The 20,410-nt window shown below is 40.9% G+C and carries 19 protein-coding genes, 1 other RNA gene and 3 pseudogenes; 16 read left to right on the top strand and 7 right to left on the bottom strand.

What is annotated here, in order from left to right; translation table 11 throughout:
- The first annotated feature begins 115 nt into the window (after positions 1–115).
- The 3 genes from TT12_RS02700 (at position 116) to TT12_RS15190 (ending at position 3,171) form a co-directional block, all read left to right on the top strand.
- A complete protein-coding gene (locus TT12_RS02700) occupies positions 116–811 on the top strand; it encodes a hypothetical protein (protein ID WP_045451913.1) in 696 nt (231 codons plus the stop codon).
- A gap of 195 nt (positions 812–1,006) precedes the next feature.
- Positions 1,007–1,678: a LysM peptidoglycan-binding domain-containing protein gene (locus TT12_RS02695; protein WP_045451912.1), complete on the top strand. Its 672-nt coding sequence runs from the start codon at positions 1,007–1,009 to the stop codon at positions 1,676–1,678.
- Positions 1,679–1,695: 17 nt separating this feature from the next.
- Complete coding sequence (locus tag TT12_RS15190; RefSeq protein ID WP_207803968.1) at positions 1,696–3,171, top strand: M15 family metallopeptidase; 1,476 nt, start codon at positions 1,696–1,698, stop codon at positions 3,169–3,171.
- A 51-nt stretch (positions 3,172–3,222) separates the two neighbouring features.
- Here TT12_RS15190 and TT12_RS15185 read toward each other — a convergent pair whose 3' ends face one another.
- Together TT12_RS15185 and TT12_RS16285 are read right to left on the bottom strand one after the other, a co-directional pair.
- Positions 3,223–3,789, bottom strand: a complete 567-nt coding sequence (locus TT12_RS15185) for an IS630 family transposase (protein ID WP_227678906.1) — start codon at positions 3,787–3,789, stop codon at positions 3,223–3,225.
- On the bottom strand, positions 3,716–4,066 hold the full coding sequence (locus TT12_RS16285) for an IS630 transposase-related protein (RefSeq protein WP_045451907.1): 351 nt from the start codon (positions 4,064–4,066) through the stop codon (positions 3,716–3,718). Before TT12_RS16285 ends, TT12_RS15185 begins: the two co-directional genes overlap by 74 nt.
- A gap of 137 nt (positions 4,067–4,203) precedes the next feature.
- On the opposite strand from TT12_RS16285, the gene TT12_RS15180 reads away from it, so the two are divergent.
- The 4 genes from TT12_RS15180 (at position 4,204) to TT12_RS02655 (ending at position 6,312) form a co-directional block, all read left to right on the top strand.
- Positions 4,204–4,479 (top strand): hypothetical protein, encoded by a 276-nt coding sequence (locus TT12_RS15180; RefSeq protein ID WP_201605284.1) that lies wholly within the window; start codon positions 4,204–4,206, stop codon positions 4,477–4,479.
- A gap of 16 nt (positions 4,480–4,495) precedes the next feature.
- Positions 4,496–4,906: a DUF5991 domain-containing protein gene (locus TT12_RS02665; protein ID WP_045451901.1), complete on the top strand. Its 411-nt coding sequence runs from the start codon at positions 4,496–4,498 to the stop codon at positions 4,904–4,906.
- 73 nt (positions 4,907–4,979) lie between these two features.
- The gene (locus TT12_RS02660) at positions 4,980–5,411 is read left to right on the top strand and encodes a peptidoglycan recognition protein family protein (RefSeq protein ID WP_306304317.1); all 432 of its coding nucleotides are present in this window, start codon (positions 4,980–4,982) and stop codon (positions 5,409–5,411) included.
- Positions 5,412–5,613: 202 nt separating this feature from the next.
- The gene (locus tag TT12_RS02655) at positions 5,614–6,312 is read left to right on the top strand and encodes a GerMN domain-containing protein (RefSeq protein ID WP_201605285.1); all 699 of its coding nucleotides are present in this window, start codon (positions 5,614–5,616) and stop codon (positions 6,310–6,312) included.
- 76 nt (positions 6,313–6,388) lie between these two features.
- Here the strand turns inward: TT12_RS02655 and ssrA are convergent.
- Positions 6,389–6,766: a transfer-messenger RNA gene (gene ssrA, locus TT12_RS15175) on the bottom strand.
- An 84-nt stretch (positions 6,767–6,850) separates the two neighbouring features.
- Positions 6,851–7,521: pseudogene (locus TT12_RS02650) on the bottom strand (alpha/beta hydrolase).
- 363 nt (positions 7,522–7,884) lie between these two features.
- On the opposite strand from TT12_RS02650, the gene TT12_RS02645 reads away from it, so the two are divergent.
- The 4 genes from TT12_RS02645 to TT12_RS02635 all read left to right on the top strand — a co-directional run bounded on the left by TT12_RS02645 (position 7,885) and on the right by TT12_RS02635 (position 10,943).
- Complete coding sequence (locus TT12_RS02645; protein WP_045451884.1) at positions 7,885–8,679, top strand: response regulator; 795 nt, start codon at positions 7,885–7,887, stop codon at positions 8,677–8,679.
- A 69-nt stretch (positions 8,680–8,748) separates the two neighbouring features.
- Positions 8,749–10,191: a two-component system sensor histidine kinase CreC gene (creC, locus tag TT12_RS02640; protein WP_207803967.1), complete on the top strand. Its 1,443-nt coding sequence runs from the start codon at positions 8,749–8,751 to the stop codon at positions 10,189–10,191.
- The gene (locus TT12_RS15170) at positions 10,092–10,565 is read left to right on the top strand and encodes an ATP-binding protein (RefSeq protein ID WP_207803966.1); all 474 of its coding nucleotides are present in this window, start codon (positions 10,092–10,094) and stop codon (positions 10,563–10,565) included. Before creC ends, TT12_RS15170 begins: the two co-directional genes overlap by 100 nt.
- Positions 10,566–10,742: 177 nt before the next feature.
- Positions 10,743–10,943 (top strand): hypothetical protein, encoded by a 201-nt coding sequence (locus tag TT12_RS02635; protein ID WP_045451881.1) that lies wholly within the window; start codon positions 10,743–10,745, stop codon positions 10,941–10,943.
- Between the two features lie 152 nt (positions 10,944–11,095).
- Here TT12_RS02635 and aroC read toward each other — a convergent pair.
- Together aroC and prmB are read right to left on the bottom strand one after the other, a co-directional pair.
- Positions 11,096–12,197 (bottom strand): annotated as a pseudogene (aroC, locus tag TT12_RS02630) (chorismate synthase).
- Positions 12,198–12,285: 88 nt separating this feature from the next.
- On the bottom strand, positions 12,286–13,452 hold the full coding sequence (prmB, locus tag TT12_RS02625) for a 50S ribosomal protein L3 N(5)-glutamine methyltransferase (RefSeq protein WP_045451878.1): 1,167 nt from the start codon (positions 13,450–13,452) through the stop codon (positions 12,286–12,288).
- A 290-nt stretch (positions 13,453–13,742) separates the two neighbouring features.
- Here prmB and TT12_RS02620 point away from each other — a divergent pair, with 290 nt between their 5' ends.
- Positions 13,743–15,182 carry a L,D-transpeptidase family protein gene (locus tag TT12_RS02620; RefSeq protein ID WP_045451876.1) on the top strand — a complete coding sequence of 480 codons (1,440 nt, stop codon included), beginning with the start codon at positions 13,743–13,745 and terminating at the stop codon, positions 15,180–15,182.
- Between the two features lie 98 nt (positions 15,183–15,280).
- Here TT12_RS02620 and TT12_RS02615 read toward each other — a convergent pair whose 3' ends face one another.
- On the bottom strand, positions 15,281–15,493 hold the full coding sequence (locus tag TT12_RS02615; protein ID WP_045445100.1) for a hypothetical protein: 213 nt from the start codon (positions 15,491–15,493) through the stop codon (positions 15,281–15,283).
- A 290-nt stretch (positions 15,494–15,783) separates the two neighbouring features.
- Here TT12_RS02615 and TT12_RS16280 point away from each other — a divergent pair, with 290 nt between their 5' ends.
- From TT12_RS16280 to alaS, 4 genes and pseudogenes are all read left to right on the top strand, one after another.
- The gene (locus TT12_RS16280) at positions 15,784–16,683 is read left to right on the top strand and encodes a hypothetical protein (protein WP_243443285.1); all 900 of its coding nucleotides are present in this window, start codon (positions 15,784–15,786) and stop codon (positions 16,681–16,683) included.
- The gene (locus TT12_RS16275) at positions 16,680–17,153 is read left to right on the top strand and encodes a DUF389 domain-containing protein (RefSeq protein WP_243443284.1); all 474 of its coding nucleotides are present in this window, start codon (positions 16,680–16,682) and stop codon (positions 17,151–17,153) included. Before TT12_RS16280 ends, TT12_RS16275 begins: the two co-directional genes overlap by 4 nt.
- Positions 17,150–17,557, top strand: coding sequence for a hypothetical protein (locus tag TT12_RS16270; protein ID WP_243443283.1), 408 nt, complete (start codon positions 17,150–17,152; stop codon positions 17,555–17,557). Before TT12_RS16275 ends, TT12_RS16270 begins: the two co-directional genes overlap by 4 nt.
- A 162-nt stretch (positions 17,558–17,719) precedes the next feature.
- Positions 17,720–20,391 (top strand): annotated as a pseudogene (gene alaS / locus TT12_RS02605) (alanine--tRNA ligase).
- The last annotated feature ends 19 nt before the right edge of the window (positions 20,392–20,410 follow it).

Below are 20,410 nucleotides of genomic sequence, written 5' to 3'. Positions count from 1 at the left end.
TTTTACTTTAAATCTAAACATATTTTTTTAATTTTCAATTAATTATTTTTCTAATTAGGGTCTTGATATAATTATAACTGTACTATTATTACTACATAATGAAGGTAATTTTTAAATGAAACATCTATCTATGATAGTCTTATTATTTACAATTACAATAGCTAGTTGTAATAAAAATCCTATTGATAATTTAAAGAATACTGAAGCCAAAAACACTATAAATATACTAAATCAGAAAAATATTGAAAATTTAGAAGAACCCAATAACTCTAAGTCGAGAATATTTGATTTATCCACTACTAGCGCTTCAACTAGTAAACCTATAATACTACAAAATGATAGTTCATTATTTTCTAGCTATGATAAGTATACTATAACCGAGAATGGCATTGGTGAAATTTCTCTCGGACAAAAATTTAAACCAAGTAATTTTTTTGTTGAAGTGCAAGGTCAGTTAGAAGGCGCTGAAAACTGCTTCTTTGCTAACTCAAGAAAATATACTGATTATCAGAATATATTATCATTTCAAGTCATTGATAACATCATTACTGGTATTAATATATTTAATGACGATAATTTTCAAACTTACACAGGGGTGAAGGTTGGTGATACTACGGCTACTATTTTTGAAAAGCATGGCAGAGAACCTGATGAAATTATTGTAAACCCATACACTGAGCAGCCTGTTTTTGTTTACTGGACAGATAGTGCTAATGATATAGGTGTACGTTATGATATTGAAGAAGGGAAAGTCTTTATCATGAGCCTCAATTATGAACCGTATATCCGCTACTTTGAAGGCTGTGGATAAAGTTAAAGTAACCTATTTCAGCTCAAGTTTGTTGACCTTCTTAATAAACCTTTTCCTAATTTATATCATGAGGTTAGAGAATCAGGAACGCCTATTAGTGTCAGAAAATCTGACAGTCAAGGACTTGGTACGCCAATCAGTCGACCACCTGGCACGATATTAATCGTTCATATACGACATCCTTTAACCAAAGAGATGATCGTAATCAAAGAATATATCAAAGTACCAGATAAAAAAGGTAAATGCACTCTAAAAACACCTTTTTATATTCAATTAGCCAAGCTCAAAGCACTTAGTGAAATTAGCGGCTCATACAAAAGAAGTACCCATAAAGTTGTGGCAGGTAAAGATGAGTACGAAGTTAAGAAAGGTCAAGATCTATACACCATTGCTAAAATGCATGACACAACATGGCAAATACTAGCGCAGCTCAATAAATCGACCATCAAAGACCCTGATAAAATAGTTCCAGGTCAAATTATTAAAGTGCCACCAAAAGGCAGTAGCTTAACGGGCAAAACTAATGAGAGACCTGATTCGCTAACTTCCCAAACCAATCACAAAGTGAAAAAAGGGGAAACACTCTCTGGTATCTCACAAAGAAGTGGCGTGTCAGTAGAACAGCTTCAACTTATGAATAGGATAACGAACCCAACAACATTGCAAGCAGGTCAAACGATCAAGCTACGTAGTGATGGTTCAGCACAAACTCACACGACACCAAAACCCTCACCCACTGCTAGACCCACGCCAAAGCAATCATCAAACCCTTCTTCTTCTGATGAAGATGAAGGGTTTTTCAGTGGTCTACTTGAAAGTATAGAAGATGGTTTAGGCGCGTTAGGTGACAAGGCAAAAGAGGTTTAGAGGGTATCAATGACGCTATGAGCGGTGGCAAGAATGACAAGCCAACTGGAGGAGCGACTGCGGCTGGTACTGACTCAAACAGTAACGCCTCATCTACATTAAGTATTTATACTATAAAAAGTGGCGATACGTTAAGCGGTATTGCTAAAAAGCATGGTGTCAATATGAATGATTTAGCTCGTATTAATAGTCTAAAGCTTACTGATACAATTCATCCAGGGGATAAGCTTAAGATACCTAGCAATGGAACTTCTTCTTCATCTACAGGTAGTTCTTCTCAATCAAGTAGATCAGATGTCCCTGTCAACGTTATTACAAAACCTAGCAATAGCTCTGATGGTGCGCCAAAGGCTGTCGCTACAACTAATGGTGCTTGTATTTGTAAAGCCCATAATCTATTTTGGAGTGCGAAAGTAAGCTGTGAATTTAGAAAGAAAGTCATTGAAATATGTCAGGACTTATGGCCGAATGACTACCTAGCAATGGCTAATAATTTGATGGCATTGATGCATCTGGAAACAGAAGGTACTTTTGATCCATCTAAAGTTAACTCTCTTGGTTTTGTTGGGTTAGTTCAGATGGGTGCAGGTGCGCGCGAAGATTTAAATGTCTCTAAAGATAAGTTGCGTAATATGTCAGCAGTAGAGCAACTAGATTGGGTTAAAAGGTACTTTCAGTTATACAATAATCGATACAAAAAAATAGATAGTTTCCTTGAAATGTATCTGACGATACTACGTCCAGCGTCTGTTAAGCCCGAGGGTATTGATATAGATGACAATGAAATTATTTTTAAAGATAATGGACAAGCAAAAGGGAATCCTTATAGACAGAATCCAGCATTCATGAAAGAAAAAGGAGAATTGAAGGTGAGAGGCTTTTCAGGTGGTGTGACTTACGCATGGGAAGTTAAAAAGGAAATCGCGCATCATTACAATGATGGAAAAAAACCTGAAAATAGAGTATTTAAACCTACTTGTGAAGGAGTAATTCAAAAGCCACAGACTAATACAGGATGCAGACCTTTAAGTGCTAAGAACGAAAAAAAGGTTGAAAAGTTACATCCCAAAATTAGATGTTCAGTTAGGGATTTTATAAATGACTCAGAAAGAGAACTGGGTATTAAGCTAATTATTGTCCAAGGACTTAGAACTTATGAAGAACAAAATAAGTTATATGCTAAAGGACGTACAGCGTCAGGTAGTATAGTTACTAAGGCTAAAGGTGGACAAAGTAATCATAACTTTGGCGTTGCTATTGATGTCTTTCCTTTACATGAGGATGGAAAATTACATATGGCAGATGATAAAAAAAATATAAGGCTTTTGAAAAAAGTAGCACCCATCGGAAAACGCCATGGGTTCAAATGGGGAGGTGATTGGACAAGTTTTAAAGACTACCCTCATTTCGAAAATATGTACGGTAAAACACTGTCTCAACTTAGAAATTTATACGGGAATGCTAATGGAAATATTGAAAAAGTATCTTTATAACGCTCTAATAAGTATCATGATTTTACTTAGTATCAGTTGTTCCAGCTATAGTTAAATCTTTATAAAATCGATACAGCCCATATCATAAAACAGTTTAGGTAGATTATTCTCCATCCATCCTTGGCGTAGAAGCTTAGCCTGTGCCCACTTCTTCTCGATAGGGTTCAGATCAGGGCTGTACGGTGGTAGCCAAAGAATACGATGGCCATGTCTGTTGAGTAGCTTTTGAATACGTTTGCTTTTATGAAACCGAGCGTTATCCATGACAATCACGCATTTAGTCTTGAGACTTGGAATTAAAGTGTGTTTGCACCAGTCGTAGAATATGGTGCTATTGATATTCTGCTCAACGTAATCAAGCGCAAATAGCATCTTTTCATAGAGAGCTCCGATGACGTTGGTTCGCTTTTTTGCTTGCCAGTTGTAGCTATCGATACAGGGTGTACCAATCGGTGCATAGCCATGAGAACGAATGGTTTCAGCCTCAAAGCCGCTTTCATCCATATAGACAATGGGGTAGCCTTGCTGCGTAAAGCGATCAAGCCTACTCTGGAATACCGCTCTTTTTATCGGACACGCTTTTGGATGTTCTAAGGTCTTTTTTTTGACTGATACCAAGACGCTTTAAAGCATTAAAGATACCCGTTTGACTACAGTTCAAGCGACGAGCTCTTTCATAGTTATAATCATCTGGATATCTTTTTACGTCTTCAATTAAGGCGTCATCAGGTATTTTAGTCGGTGCTTTATTTCTGGTTGTTTTAGGAGCTAGGTTCTGCTGCCAGCTGTGAATGGTGCTGGTGCTAAGTCCATAAAATAGCGCAGCTTCTCGTATGGTCATACCATCAGCGATGCTAAAAAGTACCTGTTTGCGATAGTCTATTGAATAAGTCATGGTTCATTTCATTAAATGCAATTATTAATAGGATTGTATCGGTTTTATTTGGATTAGACTATATTCTAATGACAATATCACTAAACTTCAAGAAATTGAATTTGACTCATCAGAAGTTTTTCCACAAGGTGGGAGTTTTGTTTTCAAAAAATGATAGATGTATATTGCAAGGGAAAAGCTATTCAGATTATGGGAACTACGAGTACAAATATATTTTTAATAATAAAAATTTAATTAACGCTACTATCATTGAAAAAAAATATAAAGAACCACTTTTTGTTGAATCAGAACCAGAAATAGAAAAAAGTAATATCATAAATTTATCAAAAGATAAATATATTAAAATTTCTTTTTTAGCTTTATTAGATTATATTCGAAGCGAAAATCTAAAAAAGTGTAAATTTAAAAACTAAGTTAACAAGGATTCATATGAGAATAACTATACTACTCACATTTATAATTGGATTAGTTTCTTGTTCTAAACCATCAACGATTGATAGTATCTCAAATACTCCAAAAAATTATGCTTCACAATTTTATGGTATGTATGAGTACAATAATTATCAAACTGATGAAGATCTTGGAACTGGTGTTGGTGTTTTTTATAATTTAAAAATATTTGAAGAAATTTGTCAAATCAATATTGAGGGATACCAAACAGACAAACAATTAAAATGTTATATAAAGCCAGTTGATAATAATGGTATAGAAATTTATGACATAGGAAAAGATAAAAAATTTGGTACAATTCAAAAAACTGATGATAATAAATATTTTATAGACATGAGCTATTATTTAAAAGGTGACAATTACTCTTACTATATGGAAAAGACAGAATAGTTTTCTTTTAACATTGGACTATATTTAAAAATATTACACCTCTAAACTTGAAATAATTAATTATACTTAAGAAATTAAAAAAATAATTTTGCATCGAACTGTCAATAGCTCTGCTCAATCGACATTTAATTCTTTTAATAGAGGGTCAAAACCATATGGCACATACTTTGTTGTAGACAAGGATGGTAAAATTTACCAAACAGCAAACTTGAATAAACTTACTATACACGCTGGTAATGCAAATCCTTATTCAGTAGGAATTGAAGTTGTAGGTATGCCCCTCGATAAGAATGGAAAACCAACAGTTGGATCTCCAAATGGTAATAATGTGCATAGTTGGCAAAAGCTTACTGTAAAACAAACTCAAGGCGTTGCTTGCCTTACCAAGTACCTACTTATTCATTATGGATTGACTCAATCTGATATAGCAGTACATGAAGATGTCGCAGCTAAAACCGAAGGTGAAGGGAGGACAGTATACAATGCTATTAAAGAATATTTATAAGACTGTAGGTATATTATTAATCACTTCGTGTCTATCTGCCTGCCAAGAGGAAGCAGAGGTTTATCAAAATTTATGCGTCGACGCAGACACTACAGTTAAGAACGACGTACCTAAAGAAGGTATTTCATGGTCGTTGTCTATAGATGATTTTAAACATCTGATGTCATTAGTCAAGAAAGAGTCGCAGCGGAACATTTATGTTATGAATTCTATTACAACATGCGAAATGGAATTTGATGATATTGAAGTAGATAACAATACTTGTAATATTACTTTAAATGCTGGAGCTTATGGTCATGCTGAATGTAGTGATGGCTCCAAATACAGTTTTGGGTGCTACCAAAAAGAATGTGATCAATACTTTCCATTTCCCTTTGTAGACCAAGAAAAAGTTGAAAATGAATCAACTTTTATTAATTCACCTGAACCCCCTAATAAGGAATCGTATGCCGAAAGTTATAAAAACTATCTCAATAAAATAAATAAGAAACCAGTCAAAGATAAGCTAGCGGTAAAAGTATACTTTATAAACCCAAATATAGATGACTATGTATATGTTATTCGACATGTAGATAAAGATTCACCACTAAAGAACACTATTCAAGAATACTTGAACGGTTTAACACCAGAAGAGAAAAAACTAGGGTTTGAGTCTAGTAATTTCGGCAATGAAAATTTTACAATGAAAATTGAGAACCACATCGCTAAGATTCATTTTACTGCTAATGACTTAACTAAAGATTTGAGATCGCCACAGCAAGTGATCGATTTTACAATGGCTATCACTTTAACAGCCGAGCAATTTGATGCTGTTAATGATGCACAGATTTGCGTCAATAATACTTATAATTACGAAATAACTTTTTTTGCTAATGAAGAATCAGTTGATTGTCCCTTTTAACTTTTATTTCAACTATCTACATTTAAAATTAAACCAAAAAAATCCGACCACATTAAGTGATCGGATTTTTAATATTTGGTGGAGATGGCGGGAGTTGAACCCGCGTCCGCCAGCATTACGCTCATGAATCTACATGTTTAGTTTCTGTCTTTAGATTTAATCCGCACCGATCCGACAGTCAGGATGGATTGGACGATTCTCTACTTTTGAACCCAAGCGATTGAGACAATCACTTGTGGCGAGCCTACATGCGGACGCTTCAACTTAGTTGACCAACTGTAGGTGATCAGCAACTAAGTAAACAGGTTTAAACCATGTAAACAGGGTTTAAGCTGCTAGAGCGTAATTTTCGTCGTTTGCGACTATAACAATATATGTTTGATTAACGAGAGGACATATACTCTCGACATGCATCATTGAGTTTCATTACCAGCGTCGAAGCCAGAACATCCCCAATAAGGTCATCTATTATATAGACTTATACGTCGACTTTCAACATATATAATATCTATATTACATTACGTTACAGCTGAACGCTCTAAGCCAGTACTTTATTGAGCCATTTACCGATATTTTGAATCTGCGGCATGCAAACTTGATGTGCCATCGGATAAGTATGATAAGCAACATTATAGCCTTTAGCGGATAATAACTGCTGCGCCTGCTCGCCCAAAATTAAAGGAACAACTGGATCATGCGTACCATGCTCAATCAATATTGGCATATCTTTATTAGCAGCGCTATAGCTAATATTATCATTAGTCGCTAGATAAGTAGAGAGTGTCATCAAGCCAGCTAAACGCTGCGAGTAGCCAAGTGCACATGATATGCCACTGCCCCACCTTGCGAAAATCCTGCGATTACAATGTGTTCAGGCTTAACACCACGCTCTATCTCACGGCTGATCAAATCACGGATTTGCTGCGCAGACTCTTCAATCTGAGCGATATCGACTTTACGCTCTAGGCTCATCTCTAAGATGTCGTACCATGCTGGCATTATCATACCACCATTCACCGTCACTGGGCGCTTTGGTGCATGTGGAAAAATAAAACGCACTGCCATATCACTAGCCAACCCTAGCTGTGGAACCACTGGCTCAAAATCATGGCCACTCGCGCCCAAACCATGCAGCCAAATAACGGCTCTGTCTATCTTTTTTTGCGTTGGATTATGCTCAACGATGACCGCATCTAAATAGTCACTCATATTTTTAAATTCCTTTAAATAAAAATGGTAGGTACATCAAACTTATTTTTAGTAAAACTGACATTCGCACTATATTTCAATATTTTTTATAATAATACTGATTATTTTACAGCCTTTCATCAAAACCGCCAGTCAAAAAAGTCTTCGCTAATAATGCCAATTTCCATCAACTTTTCACATCTTTTAAGACCTGATAGCAAAAGCGAGTGCGACTTTTGTGCTACGATAAATTCATCAACCTAGATAACACTCTAGCTACTACTGTATGATGCCCTACACTCATTTTTCAATGTTCGTATCTCATTAGATATTAATAACCCCTTCATCTTAAATAGTTTTTCTTTATATAGCGATATAACGCTTATGACCCATATTTTACTGGTAGAAGACGATCCTGCTATCGCGATGTCACTGAAAGTCACTTGCAAGCGTGAAGGTTGGCAAATCACTTGGCTCGATAATGCCAGCAGTGTATTACCAATGCTGCGCAATTTACATAAAAGTGCTGAAGCGCAAAATCTATCGGCGATTATTTTAGATGTTGGGTTGCCAGATGGCGATGGTCTTAGCCTCTGTCAACAAATACGCCACACCCCTGATATTGATAGCTTAAAGGACATTCCTATCATCTTCTTGACGGCTCGTAGCGATGAGGTCGATCGTATTTTGGGTTTAGAGATGGGCGGCGATGACTATTGTGCCAAGCCATTTAGCCCGCGCGAGTTGGTTGCTCGCCTAAAAGCCATTTGGCGACGTGAGCAATTATTGTCTCAGCAGTCTACTAATCATACAACAGCAGCAGATAATACCGTTAATGACAATTCTTCTAGCAATATGTCGGGGCAAGCCTTAACGTTTGAATGTCAGTCTGGCATCTGGCACTACCAACCGCTTAATTATTCATTAATGTGGCAAGAGCAGAAGCTTGAGCTGAGTAACACAGAACGCAAAATCTTATTGACCCTGTTAAAAGCGCCCAATCAAGTCTTTAGCCGTGAGCAACTGCTGGGCGCGGTGAGCGATTACCCTGATCATCGCTTGGCGAGAACTATAGACAGTCATATCAAGTCCATTCGTAAGCAGCTGGCGACCGTCGACGCGAGCATTGATGTTATCCATACCCATCGCGGCTTGGGTTACGCCTTGTGTCCCGCCTAGCTGCACTACCCATAGCCATATTTTGATTAAAACCGACCTTCTATAACGTCAAATAATACACCTAAAAATATGAATCATAAAACCAACGATAGTGCTAACAGCCATCCTAATACTCATATTAATAAGGCTGATAACAGCGCGCATGCCAGCCAAAGCAATTGGTATGCAAAACTGCATCCTATCGGCACCGCGCAGCAAACGACTAAACCAAAACGACTGCTGAATTTAAGTATATTTTTTAGGATTTGGCTTGCGTTGGCGTTAGTGCTGATTATCTGCGGTGTGGTCGCATTTACTCAGCTGTTTGGTTATGTCAAACCGACGGCGCAGCAAGTCATCGAAGATACGCTGTTAGATACCAGCAAATTGCTGGCAGCAAGTTTGCAGATGCCGTTATCTTCAGGACAGCTATACGATGAGCAGTATCAAACGAAACTCGATGCGGCATTTATCGGTGCGCCCACGATAAGTAAAACAACAGATCCAGAATATAAAAATAAAAGCCCTAGCAGCTTTCGGATATATGTCACCGATGATAAAGGCGTTGTCATATACGACTCACTACCCGAACCTGACAATGATGAAGGACAAAATTACAGCCGCTGGAATGATGTCTATCTAACGTTAAATGGTCAGTATGGCGCGAGAAGTACAACGCTAGATCATAATCAGCGAGATGGTACGGTGATGTATGTGGCACAGCCGATAAAGGATGAAACTGGCAACTTGATTGGTATCATCAGCGTTGGCAAACCTGTCGCTAGCGTGTTGCCTTATTTAGACGATACGCGCAATCGCATGCTTATCACAGCGCTTCTCATGAGTATTGCTGCCCTTATATTAGCAGGACTGGTCGCCTGGTGGCTCAAGCAAAGCATCAGCCTTGTGACCCAATATACCAGTGCACTGGCAGAAGACACCAAAAAGCCCTATTTTTACTTAGGTCATGAACTTAATAGCCTAACGGATACCATTGAGTCTATGAAACATCGATTGGAAAATCGCGCCTATGTTACTGACTATGTTCATACCCTGACCCATGAGCTCAAAAGTCCGTTAACCGCCATTCGTGCCAGTAGTGAGTTGCTAGAAGACGACGGGCTCGATAAAGAAGATCAACAGATGCTCATCCAGTCCATTGGTGAACAAAGTATCAAAATGCAGCAATTGATTGATCGGCTGCTATTACTTGCCAAAGTTGAGCAACCGACTTTTAAGCTGAATCGGCAGCTGACCCCTCTACTACCGTTGTTGCAAACCCTTGCAAAAGACAATAGCGCTAAATTGCAACAGCAGCACCTAGCGCCTATCGACATCTATCTTGATAATAAACGGGTGACTGAAACAGCGACTTTATCACCAGATGCTTGGCAAATACCAGCGTTTTCGCTGATCAGTTTTGGTTGGTACAAGTGCTGCAAAATGTATTGGACAATGCCATTCATTTTGCCGATAGCACAGTCGTTATTTATCTGCACAACATCGCGCAACATGGTTCAGCGCAAACTGTGACTATTGATATCTTTAATAATGGTAAATTGCTCCCTGAGTATGCCGTTGATAAAGCGTTTGACCGTTATTTTAGCTTATCGCATCAGAGCCAAGCTGCTGAAAAAGCCTCAGAGCATGCACCAGATAAATCTTCCAAGTTAGAAATCAAACAAGCACAGCAGCCCAATGTCACAAGTAATACCCTCAAAAAAGGCACTGGCCTTGGTTTAACCCTTGTGAAGCAAGTTATTGAGCATCATGGCGGTCATGTTGCCATTACTAATATTCAAGAAAATAGCGATGACAGTAGTCACAATAGTAATGAAAAAAACGCTGCTATTAAGCAATATTCAGGCGTGATGGTTAGTATTACCTTGCCTTTGACTAAAGAATAGAGGCTTAGCTTAGATAAGATAGATAGAGATAGACAGTTACTCAAATTAAGTGAATTATTTTCGATTAGCAATAATGACAATTCATTAAATTTCCATCATTCCTACACAGGTTTTCTATCTGCTTATTTTACGATAGTGTTATTCAAATTCGTAATCCCTATTAAGGATAGAAAGGCCATGAAAGACGCTATTGAACAAAATCAAATTATAAAAAACTGCTTAGGCGGTAGTCGTCATTTTTGCCTACAAGCGCTGTCAGGTGAAGGGATTGATAGTATCGCTTTTGGGCATTGGTTAGCCATTCCCAGTCAACAACTGCTATTGGTATTTCGCCACCAGCAATGCGTGGCTGTTGATTATTATCAAATAGCGGCTTAAAAATTTATTCAATTTAATGATTAAATCTTATTAACTGAATTGCTGGCTTGTTAATTATTTATAAAAAATCAGTCAAAGAAAACCCTCTATCATGTCTAGTTAGAAACGCTAGTTAGAAATGATAGAGGGTTTATAATTTTACGGTAAACAATCTAAGTAATAGATGCTACTGGCGGCTTCACATCCGCATTTTGACCGCGATGGCGCAAATAGTGATCGAGCAAAACGATAGCAGCATGGCTTCTGCGATAGGTGTGGCACGTACCCCAACACAAGGATCATGACGACCTTTAGTTAGCATATCAACCGACTCGCTTGAGTATTGATACTCTTGCCAGCCGTCGTAATACTAGAGGTTGGCTTAAGCGCAATACTGACACGGATATCTTGCCCTGACGAGATGCCACCCAAAATACCACCAGCATGATTGGCAGTGAAACCGTCTGGCGTCAGCTCATCACGAGAGCTATGACCGAACTGCCCTGCCACTGCCATGCCGTCGCCGACCTCAACGCCTTTAACAGCATTGATGCTCATCATCGCATGGGCAATATCTGCATCTAAACGATCAAATACTGGCTCGCCAAGTCCGACTGGCACACCACTGGCAATAATTTCAAGGCGTGCCCCGCAGCTAGTGCCTTCACGGCGCAAACTGTCTATCAAGGTCTCAAAACGACTGACAGCATCGGCATCGGCGCAAAAAAACGGATTGCTATTCACAAAGTCCCAATCAATTTGGCTTGGGTTTAGGACATTACTGTACTCATTGCCAATTTGGGTGACGTGACCACGGACTTGCACACCTAAGCGCTCTTGTAGATATTTTTTAGCGATAGCACCTGCCGCCACGCGCATCGCAGTCTCGCGCGCTGAGGAGCGCCCGCCGCCACGATAATCACGAAAACCATATTTCATGCTATAGGTATAGTCGGCATGACCGGGGCGAAACGTGTCTTTAATCTCGCCATAGTCTTTGGATTTTTGATTGGTATTACGAATCAGCAGGCCAATAGACGTACCAGTCGTCTTACCCTCAAACACACCAGAAATAATCTCAACTTCATCGGACTCGCGGCGCTGGGTGGAGTATTTAGACGTGCCCGGTTTGCGGCGATCTAAATCTATTTGTAAATCATCTGCAGATAAGGCTAAACCCGGTGGCACGCCATCGACGATTGCCATGAGACCTGCACCATGCGACTCGCCGCACGTGGTGACCGTAAAAACCTGTCCAATGCTATTGCCTGCCATATTTATCCTTAAATAAATGAAGTCAATTTTTGAGTATCGCGTAAATCTCGATGGTTCTATTACTCAACAGTTCTAGTACTCGATAGCTCTATTGAATGCTATCTAACAGTTGCACGTAAGCATTGAACAGCTCACGATGCGCCATGAGCTCATCATAGGTAATCGCAAAGACACCGTGACCACCGTGGGCAAATTTCAACCAGTCAAACTGGATTTCAGGATAGGCTTGCTTTAATGCCCACTCACTATCACCCACTTCGCAGACAAGCAAGCCTTCTGGACTTAGATAATCTGGCGCTTCAAACAAAATACGATGCACCAAATCCAGCCCATCTTGACCCGCGGCTAGCGCATGCTCTGGCTCATATAAAAATTCAGGTGGCAGCTCTGCCATAATAGCCGCATCGACATACGGCGGATTGGTGACGATCAGCTCATACTGGTGTTCAGCAGGAATCTTAGCAAACAGATCGGACTCAATCACATTAACCTGATGCCCAAGATCATGATGATCGACGTTAACCATGGCTACTTCAAGCGCGCTTTTATCGATATCAACAGCATCAACCAGCGCATCAACGAAACGCGTCGCAAGTGCAATAGCAATACAACCAGAGCCCGTGCATAAGTCTAAAATACGTTCAGGCTGCGACAGCTGCTTGACCTCTAAACCGTGATCATAAAATGCAGCAGCTTGTTCGTTGACGCTCTTACCAAGTGGCTTGGCAAGCTCATTGACATCAAAATATGGATGGAACTGCTGACGAATCAATTCTGCGATAGGCGATCTTGGAATTAGTACACGCTCATCGACATAAAAAGGCAAATCACAGAAGTATGATAAGTTAATCAAATAGCTTAATGGTTTACGCTCAGCGATACGCTCTTCTAATAAACTCAGTACCAACTGCTTCTCTGAGGTGGTCAAGCGACAATCGAGAATCTGCTCATTGGCTGACCAGTCTAAAGCCAGAGAATGCAAAACAATGGCGGATGCTTCAGCAAACTCATCGGTGGTGCCTTGTGCAACGACCACATCATAATTACGAAGCTGTGTGACCGAAAAGCGAATAAAATCACGAATACTGACCAATTGCTCGCGGGCCTCTTCTAATTCTGCAGGCAAATTGGCAAATTGATCGTCTTCACCCAGAATCCCACTCTCTAAATCAAACACCATTTCACTCTCTAGACCATCGTCATTGAAGTATTGATTTTGAAACTCTTCTGCGCTCATTGTTTGGTCTTCTGACATATCGCACCTTGCTGATTACATGTTCACTGACTACATGCGGATGGGTTAAAACGCCTTTTATTAAAAGCCGATCTATTGAATAAAAATTTATTCACCATTATAGACATAAACGCTAAGTTGCGCCAATTTTTGCAGTTTTATATTCATAAAAATGGTTCTAAAAACAATGTGAATAATGAGGATTGTAAGTAAGAATAGCGCATCATCTTATGCATACCCTCGCTCAGTTATTGCCCAACTGTAGTGAATACGTCAACGGTTGACGTTTGGCAAGACTTTAATGAAAAAAGATGTGTCAAAAGTTTGCGAAGCATTCAAATTATGCGCATAATAGCTCCATTAGTTATAACCATAAGTATCCCAATATGATGAAAATGAAGCCTCTTATTACCGCTATATCAATTGCTATCGTTACTGCCAGTGCCAGCGCCGTTGCCGCACCTGCTGATAATACGCGCACCCTGCCAGTACGAACCGCTGACTCAATGCCTAGCATTGCCAAAAAAGTTAGCCTTGATGTACAAGAGAATCGCAGTAGCTCAATCGATGGTCGTGCTCCTGTCGTAGCCACGCCTGCCTTAAAGCCTAATGCGCCTGACCGTATGACTCAGCTGATTGACGAAAAGCAGGAAGTCGATGTAGAGACAGCGCAACAAGCAGTCAGTGCTGATAATATGACGGTAGAAGAGCTGGCTCGTAAAGATGTGCAGTCTGATAGCACTGACGATATTAGTGAAGGTCAAGCCGTCGCTGCCCCTACCGCAGCCATATCTGATGCTAGCCCAGCAGATACTTCTATCAAAAGCATCGAAGATGTTAATGGTAAAAAACATACTACGCTGAATTTGTCGAATTACGCCAAACAAGTAAACGGTGCCACATGGACACCGAATATGAAAGTTAACTCGGCAATGACGATCAAAATGCAGGCACTGCTTGATTGGAACCATGCTTCTCCTGGTGCCATCGATGGCGGCTGGGGCATGAACAGTAAAAAAGCGCTGATCAACTTCCAAACCATGAAAGGTCTGCCAGCCACAGGTAAAATGGATCAAAAAACGTGGGATGCGTTAAATAAAAATATCCCTGCCAACAAACCTGTGCTCGTGACTTACACCATCACTGAAGATGATATTAAGACCAACTTTGCCAGCACACCTGCAGGTTCAGAAGCTAAGTCAAAAATGAAAGGCTTATACTATCAAGACATTAAAGAGATGTTTGGTGAGCGCTTCCATATGGATGTGCGTTATTTAGATAAGCTGAACAAAAATAAGCAGTATAAAGCGGGCGAAACCATCACTGTTTTAAATACCCGTGCACCACTTAAGCAGCGCATTAACCGTGTGGTTGCCAATAAAGCCGATAAGACATTATATGCTTATAACGGCGATAAGCTGGTGGCTACTTACCCAACGACAATCGGTAGCGATGCCACACCATCGCCACAAGGTTCGTTTAAAATCATTAACAAGGTGAAAATGCCTTGGTATAAAGCAACCGTTGGTAAAGGCGCAGACAAACAAATACATATGCTACCACCAGGACCAAATAGCCCTGTTGGCGTCGTATGGATGGGCTTGTCTAAACCTTCATATGGTATTCATGGTTCACCAAAGCCTGAAGGCATCAGTCGCCAAGCCTCTGCAGGTTGTGTGCGTTTGACCAACTGGGATGTGTTAGAGGTTTATGCCAATATTGAAAATGGCGCAACCGTTGAGCTTAAATGATAAGTCATAAATAATGAATAAAAAAGACCTTGCTATCAAGGTCTTTTTTATGGCTGATAATCGGACTTATTCATTTAAATTGACCATATTATTCGCTTTTATGCCTTATAGCCTTCTTCATTACCAGTGATGCTACCAACTTTTTTGGTAAAAAACATGCCTGCAGGGATAGATACCAAAATGCCTAATGCTACTGCTATTTGGATATGAGGTATTTCATTAAAACCTGTGACTAAAGCGCCAATCATAAAAACGCCAATGGTAACAGTTGCTGCGATTGAATAGATAACAGAGAATAATGGCCAGTTCATAACTTATTCCTCATTTTTATTGTGGATATAGTACCTTTATACACTAAACCCACAAAGAAAGTAAGTATTTCCTATAAACCTGCGAGCCAGCTATAGTAAGTGACTAAGCATAAAAACCCTGTTAAAGTTAAGGTTTTTATTGTTATTAGTTAATGATGCATAATTTTACTATTTTAAGTATTACCACTTAATGACACTGCGCTCTATTTAGTCGTAAAAAACCCATACGTTCTCCTCTTTTTATCATTACAATAATGTCTTTCTTTTACTTTTTAAGAAAGCCATCTGCCATGACCTCATCTGAAAACAAACTCTCTAATGATTCTTCAGTTATAAAAGATGCTTCAAGCACAGCCAATCATCCAGACAAAAAAGCGGCGCTAACTGACGCAGATGGTAGCTCTGTACTAGATAGCACTGTCGAACATACTGAGCCTTCAAAAAGCTCAGAGACTCATGATGACAATGACTGTAGCGAGGATATGGCTTGTGCACAACCTCCTGAAACAACGATAGCGATAAAGTCCATTGGTGCTGACGAGGTAGTAGCAACGTTAGAAACCGCCAAGCCCGACAATGAGTCTGAAACAACTAAACTTGAAATCACTGGGCTTGAGACACCACTATCCAATGAATCGTTAAAATCGACAACAGCGCCCAATCATAAAAATCTAGAAAATGCATCAGCAGAGCATGCTCAAGCAGAAGAAGATAGCGCTTCCGAGCAAACGTTTCAAAAAGATGCTGACGCTGAGGTAACGGTAGAGGCAGAGGGTATTGCCCCAGCTGATGCACAGAGCACTTATCCTATCTCTAATAGCCCTCAGCAAGAAAGCAAAGCAAATAGTGACAACACAAAACCGTCCTCAATTGATAAACATCCAGACACACCGAAAAATAATGACACTATCGTAAAAAATACCGTGAAAGATAAAGTCGATAATCAGGAAGAGCTAGAAGACGAGATTAAAGAAAAAAAGGAAGCCAAGCTCGAGTCTTATAAGCAATTTGTTGCCGAGCAATTTAGCAATCAAAAGGTAGACTATCCAGAAGTGCGCGTTAGGATTGAGGCCAACGCTCTGCCTAGCAAAATGTATTTCATTATGAATATACTTTCTGCCATCATCGCCAGTTATGGTCTAGTGACCAATTCAGCTGCCGTCGTCATTGGCGCCATGTTGGTTGCATGATGTTAGGTCCCATTACTGGCATAGCGTTAGCGATTATTGATCATCGTATGCCATTACTACGTAAATCACTGATTACGGTTATCATCGGCGTATCATTGGTGGTATTGGTTGGTTTTATCGTCGGCTGGTTACACAAAGATCAGCCACTGACCGCAGAGATATTATCGCGCACTCAGCCAACCTCGATGGATTTAATGATTGCTCTAGCGGGTGGTACTGCTGGTGCTTATGCGATGGTTTCACCGCACCTATCAGTGGCAGTGGTCGGCGTGGCGGTAGCCACTGCATTGGTGCCACCTCTTGCCGCGAGTGGGATATTATTTGCCAATGGCGAGACGCAGCTTGGACTTGGGGCACTGCTACTGGCGCTAACCAATATTATTGCTATCCAGTTTACCAATGCTTTAGTACTTTGGTTATTAGCTTTCGCCGTTTGGTCGATGACGATTATAAATCAAGCACCTATTTGACTTTTTTACGCCGTAATGCGGTGACGTTATTATTGTTAGGTGGATTGGGGACGTATTTGACCATCAACCTACAGACCAATGCCAAACAACAGGTTTTTGAGAGTAGCGTCAAAGAAGCCATCAATAGCTACTTTATCGACAAAGGCAACGTGCTGACCAATACTCAGTTTGATACCTCAGAAGAAAATAAAGTCGTACGTGCGGTCATTCGCGGAGAGACGACGCCTACCTCATACGATGTACGGCAAATCGAAACCGTCATTGCTCAAGATATGGCAGAGAATTTCCCTGAGTATCTACCCATTAAGCTACAGCTACGCTACTTGCCAGTACAAGTCATTGAGTCCAATCCATTGAGTCAAGATAAACTGGACGAGACTGATGCGGCGATTTTAACCAATTAGTTTTTTTGACCAACTGGCTTTGATGCGCTACAAATCCATCGAGCATCTGCATGCGCAGAATAACCTAGCCGTTGTAACTCTTGTACCAAGAGCTTGGGCGTTTGTGCTAAAATCGTTTGCAAAATTATTTTACTCAATTCTATTCGCCAGTAAGGAGCCGCTGTGAGCCAGCCATTTCGCTTAGCCGATATTCGTCAAGCTTTTATCGATTTTTTCATAAGCAAGCAGCACACCCCCGTCGCCTCATCGAGTTTGATTCCACACAATGACCCGACATTGCTATTTACCAATGCCGGTATGAATCAGTTTAAAGAAACGTTTTTGGGTATGGAGCCACGTGATTATACCGTGCGGTGACCTCGCAGAAGTGCGTACGTGCTGGCGGCAAGCATAATGATTTGGATAATGTCGGTTATACGGCGCGCCATCATACGTTCTTTGAAATGCTTGGCAACTTCTCGTTTGGCGATTATTTTAAGCAAGCCGGTATTGGCTATATTTGGGAGTTTTTAACCTCGGACGAATGGCTTGCGATTGATAAAAATCGCTTGTATGTGACCATTTATGAGACCGATGACGAAGCCTTTGATATTTGGCATAAAGACATCGGTATTCCTAGCGAGCGCATTATTCGTATTGGCGATAATAAAGGCGCGCCTTACGCCTCAGACAACTTTTGGACGATGGGCGATACCGGTCCTTGTGGTCCTTGTACTGAAGTCTTTTATGATCATGGTGCCGATATCGAAGGCGGTCTACCGGGCACACCTGAAGAAGATGGCGACCGTTATATCGAGATTTGGAACTGCGTCTTTATGCAGTTTAATCGTCAAAAAGACGGCTCTATGCTACCGCTACCAGCGCCAAGCGTAGATACTGGCATGGGACTTGAGCGTATCAGCGCCATCATGCAAGGCGTCCATGGCAACTACGAGATAGATTTATTTGTACATTTGATGGATGCGGCGGCTGAGATTTTAGAGATTGAAAACCAGCAACAATCGTCATTAAAAGTCATCGCTGACCATATTCGCGCTGTTTCATTTTTGATTGCTGATGGCGTGACACCAAGCAACGAAGGTCGTGGTTATGTACTGCGCCGTATCATTCGTCGTGCAGTACGTCATGGCAATAAGCTTGGTGCTGACAGTGAGTTTTTCTATAAAATGGTCGCACCCTTGGTTGCTGAAATGGGTACGGCGTATCCTGAGCTCAAAGATAAGCAAAGCGTCATTGAAAATGCCATTCAAAAAGAAGAAGCACAGTTTGCCAAAACTTTGGCACAAGGCTTGCGTCTACTTGCCAGCGAGCTGGAAGGTCTAAAAAATGGCGACACGTTATCTGGGGAAGCCGCATTTAAACTGTACGATACTTATGGTTTCCCGGTCGATTTGACTGCGGATATCACTCGTGAGCGCGGTATTGTGATTGATGAAGCTGAATTTGATGAGCATATGCAAGCGCAACGTGAGCGTGCTCGTGATGCTGGCAAATTCGACGTTGATTATAGCAGCGTCATTCAAGTAGAGAACCCAACCACCTTTATCGGTTATGAGCAGCTTGCAGAAGAAGGCGTCACGATTGATGCACTTTATCAAGATGGCAATCCAGCCGATAGCTTAGCTGAGGGCATGGAAGGCGTCGTGGTACTTGACCGTACACCGTTTTATGCTGAAGGTGGTGGTCAAGTTGGTGAGCTTGGCGAAATCCGCACCGCGACTGGCGTTTTTGAAGTGCAAGATACCAAAAAATCTGGTCAAGCCATCATCCATTATGGTGTCGTGACCATGGGTGATATTAATACCAAACAGACCGCTGATGCGCAAGTCTTGTCCAGCATCCGCGCAGCCAGTGCCAAAAACCACTCTGCCACGCATCTATTGCATGCCGCATTAAGAGAAGTATTGGGCGACGCGGTCACACAAAAAGGCTCGCTAGTATCAAGCGAAGTCTTACGTTTTGATTTCTCGTATGACCAGCCTGTCAGCACTGCTGAAATTACGCGTATCGAACGCTTAGTCAATGAGCAAATTCAAGCCAACACCCCTGCTCGCATCGAGAATATGTCTATCGACGAAGCGATGAAACAAGGTGCAATGGCATTGTTTGGCGAAAAATATGGCAGTGACGTTCGCGTCTTAACCATGGGCACTGACAGTATCGTCGATGGTCAGCGCAAGCCCTTCTCTATTGAGCTTTGTGGTGGTTTGCACGTTAAACGTACTGGTGATATCGGTGTGCTAAAAATTACCAGCGAATCAGGTATTGCTGCTGGCATCCGCCGTATTGAAGCTGTCACTGGCATGAATGCAATTAAAAACATTCAGCAAAGTGAGCAGCAGCTGAGCGAGCTTGCCAGTCAGCTAAAAGTGAAACGTCCTGAAGTGGCACAGCGCGTGCGTACCATGGCGGATAAGCAGCGCGAACTTGAGAAACAATTAGAGCGTTTAGAGCAAAAAATCGCTAGCGCCCAAGCAGCTAATTTGCTTGATGAAGTACAGACCATCGCAGGCACGCCCGTGCTTATCAGTACCTTAAGCGGTGTCGACGGCAAATCTATCCGTACCCTGATGGACGATATTAAATCTAAACTTCCTGATAGCGTGATTGTATTGATTGGTGATAAAGATGATCAGTTGGCACTAGCAGCCAGTGTCGCTAAGTCTGTGACTGCGAAAGTAAAAGCTGGTGATATCATTCGTCATTTGGCAGGTGAGCTGGGCGGTAAAGGGGGTGGTAAACCTGACTACGCACAAGGCGGCGCGCCAAAGTCTGCCAACAGTAACGCAGTTATCAACGCCCTACCTGCTTGGATTGAAACTCAGCTTAGCTAGTCCTGAAAAAGACATGTAT

The sequence above is a fragment of the Psychrobacter sp. JCM 18903 genome (assembly GCF_000586475.1).
GTDB lineage: Bacteria > Pseudomonadota > Gammaproteobacteria > Pseudomonadales > Moraxellaceae > Psychrobacter.
Note: the sequence above shows the minus strand (reverse complement) of the source record. Positions and strands in the feature narration are given on the sequence as shown.

Excerpts from the sequence above, each read along its gene's own strand:
- TT12_RS02700 (WP_045451913.1), top strand. The coding sequence starts at position 116 with ATGAAACATCTATCTATGATAGTCTTATTATTTACAATTACAATAGCT.
- TT12_RS02695 (WP_045451912.1), top strand. The coding sequence starts at position 1,007 with ATGATCGTAATCAAAGAATATATCAAAGTACCAGATAAAAAAGGTAAA.
- TT12_RS15190 (WP_207803968.1), top strand. The coding sequence starts at position 1,696 with ATGAGCGGTGGCAAGAATGACAAGCCAACTGGAGGAGCGACTGCGGCT.
- TT12_RS16285 (WP_045451907.1), bottom strand. The coding sequence starts at position 4,066 with ATGACTTATTCAATAGACTATCGCAAACAGGTACTTTTTAGCATCGCT.
- TT12_RS02665 (WP_045451901.1), top strand. The coding sequence starts at position 4,496 with ATGAGAATAACTATACTACTCACATTTATAATTGGATTAGTTTCTTGT.
- TT12_RS02655 (WP_201605285.1), top strand. The coding sequence starts at position 5,614 with ATGAATTCTATTACAACATGCGAAATGGAATTTGATGATATTGAAGTA.
- TT12_RS02645 (WP_045451884.1), top strand. The coding sequence starts at position 7,885 with ATGACCCATATTTTACTGGTAGAAGACGATCCTGCTATCGCGATGTCA.
- creC (WP_207803967.1), top strand. The coding sequence starts at position 8,749 with ATGAATCATAAAACCAACGATAGTGCTAACAGCCATCCTAATACTCAT.
- TT12_RS02635 (WP_045451881.1), top strand. The coding sequence starts at position 10,743 with ATGAAAGACGCTATTGAACAAAATCAAATTATAAAAAACTGCTTAGGC.
- prmB (WP_045451878.1), bottom strand. The coding sequence starts at position 13,452 with ATGTCAGAAGACCAAACAATGAGCGCAGAAGAGTTTCAAAATCAATAC.
- TT12_RS02620 (WP_045451876.1), top strand. The coding sequence starts at position 13,743 with ATGTGTCAAAAGTTTGCGAAGCATTCAAATTATGCGCATAATAGCTCC.
- TT12_RS02615 (WP_045445100.1), bottom strand. The coding sequence starts at position 15,493 with ATGAACTGGCCATTATTCTCTGTTATCTATTCAATCGCAGCAACTGTT.
- TT12_RS16280 (WP_243443285.1), top strand. The coding sequence starts at position 15,784 with ATGACCTCATCTGAAAACAAACTCTCTAATGATTCTTCAGTTATAAAA.
- TT12_RS16275 (WP_243443284.1), top strand. The coding sequence starts at position 16,680 with ATGATGTTAGGTCCCATTACTGGCATAGCGTTAGCGATTATTGATCAT.